This is a genomic window from Devosia elaeis, from assembly GCF_001650025.1.
In the GTDB taxonomy this organism is placed as follows: domain Bacteria; phylum Pseudomonadota; class Alphaproteobacteria; order Rhizobiales; family Devosiaceae; genus Devosia; species Devosia elaeis.
In genome coordinates this window covers 115,300-129,899 of the sequence record NZ_LVVY01000001.1, presented here as the reverse complement: position 1 = coordinate 129,899, position 14,600 = coordinate 115,300, and the positions used below count along the sequence as shown (strand labels likewise).

Sequence of the window (14,600 nt, the reverse complement as noted above, 5' to 3'; positions counted from 1 at the left end):
GCCGGCGATCAAGAACAAATAAGGAACGAAGTGCCTAGTCCGGCAACCGCCCGTCGCCCACATAAATCCGGTTATACCGCCCCTTGAGGCTGGTCAGGATTTCATAGCCGATCGTGCCGCCCGCATCGGCCTGCTCGTCGATGCCGATATTGGCGCCCAGCACTTCCGCGCCCTCGCCGGGATTGGGCAGGTCGGGGCCCAGCTCGGTAACGTCCACCACGGTCAGGTCCATGGAAATCTTGCCGATCACCGGACAGAGCTTGCCGCGGATGAACACCTTGCCGCCCGGGCGCTGATTGGTGCCCGACAGCGAGCGGAAAAAGCCGTCCGCATAGCCATAGCCCAGCACGGCCAGCTTCGAATTGCGGTTGAGCGAATAGGTCGCCCCATAGCCCACGCTTTCCCCCGTGCGGCCTTCGGCCACCTGCAGGATCGGCACATGCAGCGTCACCACCGGCTGCATCGGGTTCTTGCGGCCATTGACGGCCCGCCCGCCATAAAGCGCGATGCCCGGCCGCACCATCTGGAAATGGTAGTCGCGCCCCGTCATCAGCCCCGCCGAATTGGCGAGCGAGGCCGGAATGCCGGGAAATTGCGACATGACCGAGCCGAACAAAGCCAGTTGCGTGCGGTTCTTCTCGTGGCTCGGCTGGTCGGCGCAGGCGAGATGGCTCATCACCATCTGCGGCGCATAGCCGAGTTTCTCGATGCGTTCGCGCACCTGCGCGGCCTCGTTGAGCCGGAAGCCGAGCCGGTTGATGCCGGTGTCGAAATGGAAGGCTGCGGGATAGGCCTCGTTGCGCTCGATGCACTTGTCGAGCCATTCCTCCAGCATCGACATGGACGAGAGCACCGGCATCAAATTCTGCCGGATATAGAGATTGGCCGCGCCCGGATAGAGCCCGTAGAGCACGAAGATATGGGCGTCCGGCACGGCGGCGCGCACCGCCATGCCCTCGTCGGGCGTCGCCACGAAGAAGAAACGGGCGCCGGCGGCATGCAGCGCCTTGCTGGCCATTTCGATGCCCGTGCCATAGGCGTCGGCCTTGACCACGGCGGCCGTCAGCGCTCCGGCGCTCACCTTGTCCAGGGCGCGCCAGTTGCGGGCGAGGGCCCCCAGGTCGATGCTCAATTGGCCGCCAAGGCCGGATGTCAGCGTCATGCCTATTCCATGCGTTCGGGCAGGTAGTCTGCCCGAGCAAGGTTACCAAAGCGGGTAAATTGTGCCTCGAAACTGAGCTGAACGGTACCGGTGGGGCCGTGGCGCTGCTTGGCGATGATCACTTCCGCCTTGCCATGCACCTTTTCCATTTCCCCCTGCCAGGCCAGATGCTCGGGCGTGCCCTCTTTGGGTTCCTTGTTCTTGAGATAATATTCCTCGCGGTACACGAACAGCACCACGTCGGCGTCCTGCTCGATAGAGCCCGATTCGCGCAAGTCTGCCAGTTGCGGATGCTTGTCGTCGCGCGCTTCCACCTGGCGGGAAAGCTGGCTGAGCGCAATGATGGGCACTTCCAGTTCCTTGGCCAGCGCCTTGAGCGTGGTGGTGATTTCGGTCAGCTCCTGCACGCGGTTCTGGCTCGACGCCTTCGATGAGCCCGAGAGCAGCTGCAAATAGTCGACGATCAGCAGGTCGAGCCCCTTCTGCCGCTTCAGGCGTCGGGCGCGCGCGGCGAGCTGGGCCACCGAGATGCCACCGGTATCGTCGATATAGAGCGGCACCTTGCTCATCATGTTGGAGACGTCCACCAGCTTGGCGAACTGGTCGTCATGGATGCGCCCGCGGCGAATGTCGGACGAGGAGATTTCCGCCTGCTCGGCCAGGATACGGGTGGCGAGCTGTTCGGAGCTCATTTCCAGGCTGAAAAAGCCCACCTGGCCGCCATTGGCGGTCTTCATGTGCCCGTCCGGCGTCACCTCGCCGCGCCAAGCCTTGGCGACATTATAGGCGATATTGGTCACGAGCGAGGTCTTGCCCATGGCGGGGCGGCCCGCGAGGATGATCAGGTCGCTCCGCTGCAATCCGCCCATCTGCCGGTCGAGATCGTGCAGGTCGGTGGCGATGCCGCTGAGGCCCCCGTCGCGCTGGAACGCTTCGCCCGCCATCTGGATCGAGGCGCTGAGCGCGGTGCCGAAATTCTGGAAGCCGCCGTCATAGCGGCCCTTTTCGGCCAGCTGGAACAGCTCGCCCTCAACCTTTTCGATCTGCTTGACCGGGGTCATCTCGACATCGCTGTCATAGGCGACCGAGACCATTTCCTCGCCCACCTGGATCAGGTTGCGCCGGATGGCCAGGTCATAGATGGCCTGGCCGTAATCGGCCGCGTTGAGCACCGTGGTCGCCTCCGCCGCCAGCCGCGACAGATATTGCATCATGGTGACGTCGGGCAGGAGCTGGTCGGGCAGGTGGGTCTTGAGGGTCGCCGGTTCCGCCGCCTTGCCGGCGCGGATGATCTTGCCGGCCAGTTCGTAGATTTCCCGGTGGATCGGTTCGTAGAAATGCTCAGGCATCAGGAAGTCGGCGACGCGATAGAAGGCGTCGTTATTGATCAGGATCGCACCCAGCAGCGCCTGCTCCACCTCCACATTGTGGGGGGCGACGCGAAAGGACTTGTCTTCGGCTGGGTGAAGGCGTGCGATCTCGGCCATGGGAACTCGGTGCGTGTTAACCTTTCTTAACCACCCGACTCGGGGCGTGTCTTTGCCTATGGACCTCAGGGTTAACGGAGCCCTGACATTCCCTGTGAACTCTGTGGACAACGGGGAATGCCGCCGGGCCCGCTTGCCTTGGCTGGACTCACATGGATGCGGCCTGAGTCTCCTCCTTCTGGAGGCAAAAAGCAAAAGGCCGGGCACTGGGCCCGGCCTTTCAGGAGCATTTGTGATCGAAGACTATTCTTCGAAGCGGTCTTCGGCGGCCGCGTCGGCTTGGCCGGCGGCGAAATCGCCGGCTTCGTCGGCTTCGAACGTGTGCACGGTAACGTCTTCACCGGCAGCCTGGCGCTCGGCTTCGTCGGCCGAACGGGCGACGTTGACGGTGATCGTGACTTCCACTTCCGGATGCAGCGACAGGGCGACGGTGTGAACGCCGACCGACTTGATCGGTTCGGGCAGCTCGACCTGGTTGCGCTGCACGGTGAAGCCGTCGGCGGCCAGGGCCTCGACCACGTCGCGGGCAGCGACCGAGCCGTAGAGCTGGCCGGTTTCGCCGGCCTGGCGGATCATCACCACACTGGCGCCGTTGAGGCCTTCGGCGATGCCGGCGGCAGCGTTGCGGCGCTCTTCGTTGCGCTGTTCGATATGGGCGCGTTCGTTTTCGAAGCGCTTGCGATTGGCTTCCGTGGCGCGCAGGGCCTTGCCCTGGGGCAGCAGGAAGTTACGGGCGAAGCCGTCCTTGACGTTGACTTCGTCGCCGATGGTGCCGGTGCGGCCGACGCGCTCGAGCAGAATGACTTTCATGTCTTATTCCTTTGGCTGTCCCGCCTCTGGGGCGGTTAGGAGAAGCGAACCATTCGTTTCCCCAACTTTGGCGGTGGAGTGCGATACCCCGCCACCGTCACCACCGGGCTTGTCCCGGTGGTCCATGTCTCCGCAAGCTGCATTGCCCGGACGAACCGGGCAATGACGAAAGCGGAAAGGTCAGTTCTTACTGAACTGCGTAGGGCATCAGGCCGATGAAGCGGGCGCGCTTGATGGCGCGGGCCAGTTCACGCTGCTTCTTGGCCGAAACGGCGGTGATGCGGCTCGGCACGATCTTGCCGCGCTCGGAGACGTAGCGGCTCAGCAGGCGCACGTCCTTGTAGTCGATCTTGGGCGCGCCCTCGCCCGAGAACGGGCAGGTCTTGCGACGACGCTGGAACGGGCGGCGGGCCTGGGAAGTGGTAAGGTCTTTGATAGCCATAATACTCGTTCCTTATCTTAGAAGCGGCGCGGGCGGCGTTCGCCGGAGAAACCGCCACGGTCACCGCCGCGCGGGCCGTCACGGTCGTCGCGATCGCGCTTCTGCATCATTGCCGACGGGCCTTCTTCCAACTCGTCCACGCGCACGGTCATGAAGCGCAGGATGTCTTCATTGATGCGCATCTGGCGCTCCATCTCGGCAATGGCGGCAGCCGGTGCGTCGAGGTTCAGCAGGGTGTAATGCGCCTTGCGGTTCTTGCGGATGCGGTAGGAGAGACCCTTGAGGCCCCAATATTCATTCTTGGTCACCTTGCCGCCACCCTGAGCCAGGATGTCGGTGAGGGCAGTGGTCAGCTCTTCGACCTGCTGCTGCGAAACGTCCTGGCGCGCCAGGAAGATGTGTTCGTAAAGGGCCATTGATGCGCCTTCCTTTCGAGTTGTCCTCAGCAATGTCTGGCGCGGAGCCCCTTCGAAGCCGGAAAGGCGTCAAAGCAGTCTTGCAAAGAGCGGGAACACGGGAGGCCGGGTCCGCCGGACCCTGTTCTTGCCAAAGCAAGAACCCTCCGTTCAGCCCCCGGCCAAACGAATTGCTGGCGGCGCTATAGAGCAAATCCGGGACGGGCGCAAGCAGAGGGGGAGGGAGGGGGCTTCTTGTGTGCTTCGCCCATCACCCAACCACGGAGTCATTCCCGCGAAAGCGGGAACCTCTGTTTCTTCCAGCTTGCGTCCTTCGGAGGGGGGCTGCGACGGAGCCCCCAACAAGAAAAAGGGAGGCGGAAATCCCGCCTCCCTGAAATGCTCCCTATTGCGGGAAGCTGATCGTTTCGGTCGACTCGCGGCTGATGGGCGTGTCGCCGGGCTCGAGACCGTTGACCGACAGGATATAGGCCGCCATGGCGGCATAGACGTCCTCGGACAGGGAATCGGGCGCGCTGGGCGGCATGGTATGGACCTTTTCCACCAGGTCGCCGGCGGTCTGGCCCGCCCAGTTCTCGTGGAAGAATTCACCGGCCAGCGGCGGGCCATAGGTGTTGTTGGTCAGCGTATCGCCGTGGCAGACCGAGCAATTGGCATTATAGGCCGTCTTGCCGCTCGCCACCTGTTCGGCGGTGAAGCTGGGGCCGTCGCCCTCTGCGGCGGTGGCCGCATCGCCGGCGGCCGGAGCCGCATCGCCGCTTTCCGCCAGGTTCTGCCCGCGCAGCGATTGCTCGTTGGGGGGCGGCACCGCATCGGGATCGCCTTCGCCTTCATAGGTGAAGACCAGGATCTGACCGGGATTGTCGAGTTCGCTGGTCGTACCGCCATCCACATTCTCAGCCAGGCCCGTGGCGTCGGTGGCGACATAGATCGATTTGCCGTCGGCGCTGACGGCCACGTCGCGATAGCGGTTGTTGGACTGGAAGTAGCGCTCCACCGTGCCCTCGACCGCCTGTCCACTCTCATCGAGCGGCAGCACGTAGATCGAGCCGCGCTTGAGCGTCGGCGCCAGCAGCACCTTGTCCCAGCCCGGAATGCGGTCGTCCCCGCCTTCATAATATTGAATGGAGGTCACGCCGACCGTCGGCCAGCAGATGAAGTCGACGCCGCGGCAATCCGGCACCACGAAGTTCCAGCCGGTATCGACCGTGAACATGGTCGCGATCGGCTCCACCATGTCTTCGGTAAAGGCCGATTCCGGCTCGTGCGGCACGTTTTCGGGAATCTCGTATTCGCTGAACGTGGTCTCTTCGCAGGGCGGGTTGGCCGCGAGTTCCCAATTGGCGTGCTCATAGGCCTTGTCGTCGAGGAAGCCCGCTACATTGGGCCAGCCGTAATTGCCGCCGCTCTGGAGGATATTGACCTCGTCATCGGTCTTGGGGCCGTGCTCGGAGGCGTAGAGCGTGCCGTCGGGCCCGAAGTCGATGCCTTGCATGTTGCGATGGCCATAGGTGAAGACGTGGCTCTGCACGCCGTCCAGCTCGGGATTGTCCTCGGGGATCGAGCCGTCCAGGTTGAGCCGCAGCGATTTGCCGACATAGGCGACATAATCGGCATTGCCCACTTCCTCGGCCGTCGGCAGGCGTTGCGCCTCGATGGCCAGGCAAACATTGGCGCCCTGATTGTTCCCCTGGTCGCCCAGCGTGTAATAGAGCTTGCTGTCCGGCCCGAATTTCAGCCGGCCCGAATTGTGGTCATTGCTCGCCGGCAAGCCGGTGATCAGGTCCACCGGGTCGCTCAGCGTGCCGTCCGCCTCGTTATAGGTGAACTGCACGATCTTGGTATAAAGCTCGTAATAGGGGCTGGCCGGGTCCTCGACCTGCGGATCGGGGCCCTTGTCCGCGTCCACATAGGTATAGGCGGCATAGACATAGTCATTGCCCGTGCCGGTCCCCAGTTCGGGATGCAGCGCCAGGCCCATCAGTCCGTCCTGCCCGCCGGGAGCGGAAATCTCGTCGATGGTCACCGCGATATGCTGTTCGCCGCTCGCCGGATCGATTCGACTGATGCGCTTGCCCGTCCGCTCCGTGGTCCAGATCATTCCATCCGGCCCGAGGGTGATTTCCCACGGATTGGCCAGGCCCTCGATCAGCACCGACTGCGTGAATTGCTTGCTGCCGGTGACGTAGGAATCCGGACTCTGGGCAAGGCTGGTGGAAGAGGCAATGGCAGTGCACGCCATGAGCGCGCAGGAAAAACTGAGAAGTTTCATTTCATCGTCCTCGATATGGTCAAACGGAAACGCGCCGCTCCCCTCTTTGTTCAATGGCGCACCAATATGACGGCACCAATACGCTACGCCTCTTGTTTGCATCCCGCCAGCGCGGAGTTTTCCCGGCCCCGGCCTTGACTCCGCCACACACTCCCGGCAAAGCCCGCCGCAACTGGACAGCCCCGCAACGGGTTGTCACACTGGGTTGCGAGAGGGGTTCACACATGTCCAGCACCGCATTCACTTTCCCCGGCCAGGGGAGCCAGGCCGTCGGCATGGGCAAGGATCTCGCCGCCGCCTATCCCGAGGCGCGCGCCGTCTTCCAGGAGGTCGACGAAGCCCTGGGCGAGCGCCTGTCCGCCGTCATGTTCGAGGGGCCGGAAGACATTCTGCGCCTCACCGAAAATGCCCAGCCCGCCCTGATGGCGGTGAGCCTGGCCGTCATCCGCGTCCTCGAGGCCCGCGGCATTTACCTCCGGGACCATGCCAAATTCGTCGCCGGCCATTCGCTGGGCGAATATTCCGCGCTCTGCGCCGCCGGCACCTTCTCGCTGGCCGACGCCGCCCGCCTGCTGCGCATTCGCGGCCAGGCCATGCAGAAGGCCGTGCCGGTCGGTCATGGCGCCATGGCCGCCTTGCTGGGCCTCGATCTCGACACCGCCAAGGCCGTCGCGGCCGAAGCGGGGCAGGGCGAGGTCTGCGATGTCGCCAATGACAATGCGCCGGGCCAGGTAGTGGTGTCCGGCGCCATCGCCGCCGTCGAGCGCGCCGTTGAGATCGCCAAGGGCAAGGGCGCCAAGCGCGCGCTGCTGCTGCCCGTCAGCGCGCCCTTCCATTGCACGTTGATGCAGCCCGCCGCCGATGCCATGGCCGCCGCGCTCGCCGAAGTGGACATGCAGGCGCCGGTTGTGCCGGTCGTCTCCAACGTGCTGGCCGCCCCGATTTCCGACCCGGACGAAATTCGCCGGCGCCTGGTCGAGCAGGTCACCGGCATGGTCCGCTGGACCGAAAGCGTCACTTGGCTGACCAAGGAGGGCGGCGTCGCCAATCTGGTCGAACTGGGCACCGGCAAGGTTCTCACTGGCCTCGCCAAGCGCATCGCCCCCGACGCTTCGGCCCAATCCGTCGGCTCGCCGGCCGATACCGATGCCTTCGCCGCCCAGCTCGGCGCTTGAATCGATCTCTCAAGCGCTTGATTCCAATTTCTCGCAAGAGGCCCTAAATGTTTGATCTTACTGGTAAACGCGCCCTCGTCACCGGCGCCAGCGGCGGTATAGGCCGGGAAATCGCCAAGGCGCTCGCCGCAGCCGGCGCCAATGTCGCCCTTTCGGGCACGCGCGTCGGCGCCCTGGAAGATACGGCGAAGGAAATCGGCAAGGATTGCCCGATTCTGCCCGCCAATCTCAGCAAGCTCGACGAAGTCGACAAGCTCGTCCCCGCCGCCGAGGCCGCCATGGGCGGCGTCGATATCCTGATCAACAATGCCGGCATGACGCGCGACAATCTGTTCATGCGCATGAAGGACGAGGAATGGGATGACGTCATCGCCGTCAACCTCACCGCCGCCTTCCATCTCAATCGGGCCGTGCTGCGCGGCATGATGAAGGCGCGCTGGGGCCGCATCATCGGCATTTCCTCGGTCGTCGGCGTCATGGGCAATCCGGGGCAGGGCAATTACGCCGCCTCCAAGGCCGGCCTCATCGGCATGAACAAGGCCCTGGCCTATGAAGTGGCCAGCCGCAACATCACCGTCAATTCCATCGCCCCCGGCTTCATCGCCTCGGCCATGACCGACGAGCTCAACGACAAGCAGCGGGAATCCATCCTGTCCACGGTGCCGGCCGGCCGCCTGGGCACCGCCCAGGAAATCGCCGCCTGCGCCGTCTTCCTCGCCAGCGATGCCGCCGCCTACATCACCGGCCACACGCTGAACGTGAATGGCGGCATGGCGATGATTTGATTGATTGGTGAGGCGTCAACCCTCGGGATGAGCAGGAACGCCCACCCATCTCTATTCGTCACCCTCGGGCTTGCCCCGAGGGTTCCTGTCTGAATCGCCATAAACAAAGACCCTTCGGGTCAAGCCCGAGGGGGACGAGCCGGTGAGTGGACGATTTTGTCCATTTTTCCCTCGGCTCAATGAGCCTATGGCCCATAAAGCCCTTGGAAACCGGGCAAAACGCCTTGGCTATTTGCGGTGAAACGTGTTACCTCGCGCCGCGTTTACCCTTGCCGGTCTGCCTTGCAGGCGCCCTTCGGGCCGCTTACACTGGCCCCCGGCAAGCCAACACCGCTTGAAGAATTGGCTCATCGCCAATAAGAAGCGAAACGAAACTTCGATTTCTAAAAGGGAAGTCAAATATGAGCGATGTCGCTGATCGGGTCCGCAAGATCGTTGTGGAACACCTCAATGTGGATGCCGAGAAGGTCACCGAAAAGGCCAGCTTCATCGACGATCTGGGTGCTGACTCCCTGGATCAGGTCGAACTGGTTATGGCTTTCGAGGAAGAATTCTCGGTCGAGATCCCCGATGACGCTGCCGAGTCGATCCAGACTTTCGGCGATGCCGTCGCTTTCCTGACCAAGGCGACCAGCTAAAAGCTGGGATAGGCCGCTGACATGGAATTGCGCCGAGTCGTCGTCACCGGGCTGGGGCTTGTCACGCCTCTGGGCTGTGGTGTTGAACCCACCTGGGCCAACATTCTAGCCGGCAAGAGTGGTGCCAAGCGTATCGACGACTTCGAAGTCGACGATATTGCCTGCCAGATCGCCCACCGCATTCCGCTCGGGGACTATGCCGATGGCAAGTACAACCCCGACGAATGGATGGAGGTGAAGGAGCAGCGCAAGGTTGACCCATTCATCGTCTATGCCATGGCAGCCGCCACGCAGGCCATCCAGGATGCTGGCGTCGAGCCCAAGACCCAGGAAGAGCAGGAACGCACTGGCGTCCTGATCGGCTCGGGCATCGGTGGCGTCGGCGGCATCTATGATGCCTCCGTGACCCTGCATGAAAAGGGTCCGCGCCGCATCAGCCCCTTCTTCATTCCGGGACGTCTGATCAACCTCGCCTCCGGCCAGGTCTCGATTCGGTTCGGCCTGAAGGGCCCGAACCATTCGGTGGTCACCGCCTGCTCCACCGGGGCGCATGCCATTGGCGATGCGGCCCGCCTCATCGCCCTGGGCGATGCGGACGTGATGGTGGCCGGCGGCACGGAAAGCTGCGTCAACCGGCTCTCGCTGGCCGGGTTCTCGGCCGCCCGCGCCCTCTCCACCGGCTTCAACGACAATCCCGTCGCCGCTTCCCGTCCCTATGACAAGGACCGTGATGGTTTCGTCATGGGCGAGGGCGCCGGTATCGTCGTGCTCGAGGATTACGAGCGGGCCAAGGCCCGCGGCGCCAAGATTTATGGCGAAGTGATCGGTTATGGCCTCAGCGGCGATGCCTATCACATCACCGCCCCGTCGCCCGATGGCGATGGCGGCTTCCGCGCCATGAGCGCGGCCATCAAGCGCGCCGGCATTTCCGCCTCCGATATCGATTATATCAACGCCCACGGCACCTCGACGCCGCTCGGCGACGAAATCGAGCTGGGCGCGGTCACCCGCGTGCTGGGCGATGCCGCCCCGAAGACGGTGATGAGCTCCACCAAGTCCGCCGTCGGCCATCTCCTGGGCGCCGCCGGTTCGGTGGAAGCGATCTTCTGCCTGCTCGCCATGCGCGACGGCGTCGCTCCGCCCACGCTGAACCTGGACAATCCTTCGGTCGAGACCGAGATCAATCTCGTGCCTCACAAGGCGCTCAAGAAGGAAATCAACGTAGCCTTGTCCAACAGCTTCGGCTTCGGCGGCACCAACGCCACCCTAGTCATGCGCAAGGCCGACTGAGCCGCGCGCCGCCATTCTGGGCCGCATAACGAATTTGATGGGGGCACATGCGCTTAACCGCCATGTGCCCCTTGTCTTTGTCGGCGCTTCGCCACAGTTTGGCGCAAAATATCATCAAAAACGGCCGTCTCTATCCGAAAGCGGCCTATTGCGAGTGAAGCTGAACCGATGAACGACCGCAGAAAACGTCGCCGCCGCCGTTCCGGCAATGCCCTTGTCGATATTCTCAATGGCCTTCTTACCCTGCTGGTGATTGGCCTTGTCGTGGTGGCGGGCGGCTTCATCTTTGTCGCATCGCAATATTACGGCGAAGGCCCGCTCGGCGAAGAGCGCGTCTTCCGGGTCGAATCGGGGTCTTCGCTCTCCAGCACCGCCACGCGCCTGGAAGAGCAGGGGCTGATTTCCAATGCGCTGATTTTCAGCCAGTTCGGCACCCGCGTCGAACAGAACACCGTCATCAAGGCCGGCGATTTCCGCATTCCCGCCGGCGCCAGCATGGCCGAGATTTACAAGGAACTGACCGAGGGCAATCCGCTGCGCTATGCCGTGGTCATTCCCGAGGGCTGGACCGTCTGGCAGGCCATTCAGCGCATCAATGCCGACGACCGGTTGACCGGCGCGATCGGCCAATTGCCGCCCGAAGGGTCCATCCTGCCCGGCAGCTATGACTACACCCCTGGCGATACCCGCCAATCGGTGCTGGACAAGATGCAGCTCGCCATGACCCAGGCGCTCGCCGAAGTCTGGGAAACCCGCCAGCCTGATCTGCCGCTGGCCTCGCCCGCCGAATTGCTGATCCTGGCCTCGGTGGTTGAAAAGGAAACCGGCGTGGCCTCCGAGCGCCCGCAGGTGGCCGCCGTCTTCGTCAATCGCCTGCGCACCGGCATGCGCCTGCAATCGGACCCCACCATCATCTACGGCATCACCCTGGGCCAATCGACGCTTGATCGCGGCATCCGCCGCTCCGAGATCGAGGAGCGCACGGCGTACAACACCTATCAGATCGATGGCCTGCCCCCGACGCCCATCGCCAATCCGGGGATCGACGCCCTGCGCGCCGTCGCCCATCCGGATGAGCACAATTATCTCTATTTCGTCGCCAAGGGCGCCACGCCCAGGGAGGGCCACGTCTTTGCCGAGACCTATGCCGAACATCAGCGCAACGTGGCCGCCTATCGGGCCATAGCGGCGGAAGCGGCGGCACAGGCCGAGGCGGAGGCGGAAGCGGCCCGCCAGGCTCTGGAAGCGGAGGAGGCCGAAGAGGCCGGCGAAGTCCAGCAGTGACGGCCGCGCTCTCCAGCATGACCGGCTTTGCCCGCGCCGAGCGGCAAAGCGGTGCCATGCGCCTGCGCCTCGCGCCCGGTCTCGACGCGGCCGAGATCGCGTTGCGGCAATTGCTGGGCAAGACCTTGAGCCGGGGCTCCGTCAATCTCACGGCCAGCATCGACCGCCAGGCCGGCACTGGCGCCGTCCGCGTCAACAAGCAGGCCCTCGAAACGGTGCTTGCCGTCATCGAGGACCTCGACAGCCGCATCGTGGCCGGGCCCGCCCGGCTCGATGGCATCCTGGCTCTGCCCGGCGTGCTGGAACTCGATGATGGGGCAGGGGACGCGGACGAGGACGAACTCTCCCGCCTGTTGCTGGATTGCGCGGCCGAGGCGGTGGAGAAATTGGCCGCGGCGCGCCGGGAGGAAGGCGCCGAAATCGCCACCGTGCTGAGCGGCCATCTCGATATCATTGCCGAACTGGTCGGCCGCGCCGAGGCCCATCCCGCCCGCTCCCGCGAGCATGTCGAGGCCCGGCTGCGCGAGCAATTGGCCCTGTTGGCCGCCGACATCACCCTCCCGCAGGACCGCATCGCCCAGGAAGCGCTCATCCTGGCCACCAAGGCCGATATCCAGGAAGAGCTCGACCGCCTGCGCGCCCATGTCGCCGCTGCCCGCAAGCTGATCGGGGAGGGCGGCCCGGTAGGGCGGCGCCTCGATTTCCTCGCCCAGGAATTCAACCGCGAGGCCAATACGCTCTGTTCCAAGGCAAACGCGGTGGAGCTGACCGCCATCGGTCTTGACCTCAAGGCGGCGATCGATCAACTACGCGAGCAGGTTCAGAACATCGAATAGAGTTGCGAAATGGAATTTCAGCGCCGCGGCGTCATGCTGGTGATTGCCTCTCCGTCGGGTGCCGGCAAATCCTCCATATCGCGCTCGCTGTTCGGGGCTGATCCCAATATCAGGCTCTCCGTCTCGGTCACCACCCGGGCCCGCCGCACCGACGAGGTCGACGGCAAGCATTATCACTTCATCGACGTGCCCACCTTCGAGCGCATGCGCCGCGATGGGGAATTGCTGGAATCGGCGGAGGTGCACGGCAATTTCTACGGCACGCCCCGCGCCCAGGTCGAAGAACAGCTCGCCGCCGGCAACGACATCCTCTTCGACATCGACTACCAGGGCACTTTGCAGCTCTATGAAAAGGCCCGTGCCGACATGGTCACGGTCTTCATCCTGCCGCCCTCGATCAAGGAATTGCGCGCCCGTCTCGAACGCCGCGCCCAGGACTCGGTTGGCACCATCGAAAAGCGCCTCAAGAATGCCCGCGTCGAGATGGAGCACTTCGCCGAATACGACTACGTCCTCGTCAATGAGGATTTGGAAAATTCGGTGGGGCGGGTCCGTTCCATCCTCGCCTCGGCCCGCCTCAAACGCGAGCGCCAGGTGAATTTGCCAAGCTTCGTCAAAGACTTGCAGAGCCAGATCGATTCTCTTTGAAAAGATGAGGATGGACCACCCGCTTCCCACCCACAGGGTCATCCCCGCGAAAGCGGGAACCTCTGTTTGGGGCCGGCGGGAAACGGAGGGTCCCGCTTTCGCGGGAATGACGCGGTGGTAGAAATGGTCCCCGCCATCCGCCGCGGCACCCCCGATTTCATCCGGGCCAATATCGCCTTCTTCCTCGCCGCCTTTTCCGTCTTCGCCTCGCTCTATTCGGTGCAGCCCCTGCTGCCCATGTTCGCCGAATATTGGGTGCGCGATGCCGGCACCGCCTCTCTGGCCCTCTCGGCCACCACCGCCACCATGGCCATGGCGCTCATTCCCGCCAGCATGCTCGCCGATCGCCTCGGCCGCCGCCGCCTCATCGTCGGCGCCCTGCTGATCAGTGCCGCGCTCGGTATCTTGCTGCCGTTTACCCAGGTTTGGTGGCAATTGATCACCCTGCGCACGCTCATGGGCGTCACCCTGGCCGGCATTCCCGCCGTCGCCATGGTCTATCTGTCCGAGGAAATGGACCCCGAGGCCCTCGGCTTTTCCATGGGCCTCTATATCGGCGGCACCGCCCTTGGCGGCATGGCCGGCCGCGTCATTTCCGGCGTCCTCTCCGATCTCCTGGGCTGGCGCATCGGCACCGGCATTCTCGCCGGGCTCATCCTGCTCGCGGCCCTGGCCGTCGCGCTGCTGCTGCCGCAGCCGCGCCATTCCCTGCGCGATCCCATCCGCCTGCCCGAACTCTGGCGCCGCTGCCGCGCCAGTTTCGACGATGCCGCCTTGCCCTGGCTCTTCGCCAGCGCCTTCCTGCTGATGGGGGGCTTCGTCACGCTCTACAATTATGCCGGCTTCCGCCTGGCCCTGCCGCCCTTCGCGCTCAGCCATTCGGCCATCGCCGCCATCTTTCTCGTCTATATGCTGGGCAGCGCCAGCTCCACCTGGGCCGGCGGCCTGTCCCAGCGCCTCGGCCGCCGCAAGGTGTTCTGGGCGCTGGTGGCAGTGCAATGCGCCGGCATCGCCGTCACCGCGATCCCCTCGACCCCCTTCATCATCATGGGCCTGGCCATCGCCACCATGGGCTTCTTCGCCGCCCACGGCATTGCCAGCGCCTGGGTCACCCGCCGCGCCACCATCGGCAAGGCCCAGGCCTCCGCCATCTATCTCGTGGCCTATTATCTGGGCGCCTCCATACTGGGGACTATGGGCGGCTATGCCTGGGCCGCCTGGGCCTGGCCCGGCGTCCTGCTGGTCAGCGGCGGGGCAGGGCTCCTGGCGCTACTGGTGGCGATCAGGCTGGTATTCGTGCCGCCATTGTCGGTGCCCGACAAAGCGCCGCCGCCTTCCCTTCTCCCCTGAGGGGA

At 64.2% G+C, this 14,600-nt stretch carries 14 protein-coding genes; 8 read left to right on the top strand and 6 right to left on the bottom strand.

Annotation, left to right across the window (positions count from 1 at the left end):
* Positions 1 to 34: 34 nt before the first annotated feature.
* The 6 genes from alr to A3840_RS00635 form a co-directional block, all read right to left on the bottom strand.
* Positions 35 to 1,162 (bottom strand): alanine racemase, encoded by a 1,128-nt coding sequence (gene alr / locus A3840_RS00660; protein WP_067450293.1) that lies wholly within the window; start codon positions 1,160 to 1,162, stop codon positions 35 to 37.
* Between the two features lie 2 nt (positions 1,163 to 1,164).
* A complete protein-coding gene (locus A3840_RS00655) occupies positions 1,165 to 2,649 on the bottom strand; it encodes a replicative DNA helicase (protein ID WP_067450290.1) in 1,485 nt (494 codons plus the stop codon).
* Positions 2,650 to 2,892: 243 nt separating this feature from the next.
* Entirely contained in the window at positions 2,893 to 3,459 is a 567-nt protein-coding gene (gene rplI / locus A3840_RS00650) for a 50S ribosomal protein L9 (protein ID WP_067450288.1), read from the bottom strand.
* Positions 3,460 to 3,646: 187 nt separating this feature from the next.
* A complete protein-coding gene (gene rpsR, locus A3840_RS00645; protein WP_067450285.1) occupies positions 3,647 to 3,901 on the bottom strand; it encodes a 30S ribosomal protein S18 in 255 nt (84 codons plus the stop codon).
* 17 nt (positions 3,902 to 3,918) lie between these two features.
* Entirely contained in the window at positions 3,919 to 4,317 is a 399-nt protein-coding gene (gene rpsF, locus A3840_RS00640) for a 30S ribosomal protein S6 (RefSeq protein ID WP_067450283.1), read from the bottom strand.
* Positions 4,318 to 4,702: 385 nt separating this feature from the next.
* A complete protein-coding gene (locus A3840_RS00635; RefSeq protein WP_067450399.1) occupies positions 4,703 to 6,589 on the bottom strand; it encodes a glucose/sorbosone family PQQ-dependent dehydrogenase in 1,887 nt (628 codons plus the stop codon).
* 224 nt (positions 6,590 to 6,813) lie between these two features.
* Here A3840_RS00635 and fabD point away from each other — a divergent pair, with 224 nt between their 5' ends.
* The 8 genes from fabD to A3840_RS00595 all read left to right on the top strand — a co-directional run bounded on the left by fabD (position 6,814) and on the right by A3840_RS00595 (position 14,595).
* Positions 6,814 to 7,764 (top strand): ACP S-malonyltransferase, encoded by a 951-nt coding sequence (fabD, locus tag A3840_RS00630; protein ID WP_067450280.1) that lies wholly within the window; start codon positions 6,814 to 6,816, stop codon positions 7,762 to 7,764.
* Positions 7,765 to 7,811: 47 nt separating this feature from the next.
* Positions 7,812 to 8,549 carry a 3-oxoacyl-[acyl-carrier-protein] reductase gene (gene fabG / locus A3840_RS00625; protein ID WP_067450276.1) on the top strand — a complete coding sequence of 246 codons (738 nt, stop codon included), beginning with the start codon at positions 7,812 to 7,814 and terminating at the stop codon, positions 8,547 to 8,549.
* Between the two features lie 401 nt (positions 8,550 to 8,950).
* A complete protein-coding gene (locus A3840_RS00620) occupies positions 8,951 to 9,187 on the top strand; it encodes an acyl carrier protein (protein ID WP_046103861.1) in 237 nt (78 codons plus the stop codon).
* 27 nt (positions 9,188 to 9,214) lie between these two features.
* A complete protein-coding gene (gene fabF, locus A3840_RS00615; protein WP_067450397.1) occupies positions 9,215 to 10,477 on the top strand; it encodes a beta-ketoacyl-ACP synthase II in 1,263 nt (420 codons plus the stop codon).
* Positions 10,478 to 10,645: 168 nt separating this feature from the next.
* On the top strand, positions 10,646 to 11,761 hold the full coding sequence (gene mltG, locus A3840_RS00610) for an endolytic transglycosylase MltG (protein ID WP_067450273.1): 1,116 nt from the start codon (positions 10,646 to 10,648) through the stop codon (positions 11,759 to 11,761).
* A 17-nt stretch (positions 11,762 to 11,778) separates the two neighbouring features.
* Entirely contained in the window at positions 11,779 to 12,597 is an 819-nt protein-coding gene (locus tag A3840_RS00605; protein ID WP_082903540.1) for a YicC/YloC family endoribonuclease, read from the top strand.
* 9 nt (positions 12,598 to 12,606) lie between these two features.
* The gene (gmk, locus tag A3840_RS00600; RefSeq protein ID WP_067450267.1) at positions 12,607 to 13,245 is read left to right on the top strand and encodes a guanylate kinase; all 639 of its coding nucleotides are present in this window, start codon (positions 12,607 to 12,609) and stop codon (positions 13,243 to 13,245) included.
* 123 nt (positions 13,246 to 13,368) lie between these two features.
* Complete coding sequence (locus A3840_RS00595) at positions 13,369 to 14,595, top strand: MFS transporter (protein ID WP_067450264.1); 1,227 nt, start codon at positions 13,369 to 13,371, stop codon at positions 14,593 to 14,595.
* The last annotated feature ends 5 nt before the right edge of the window (positions 14,596 to 14,600 follow it).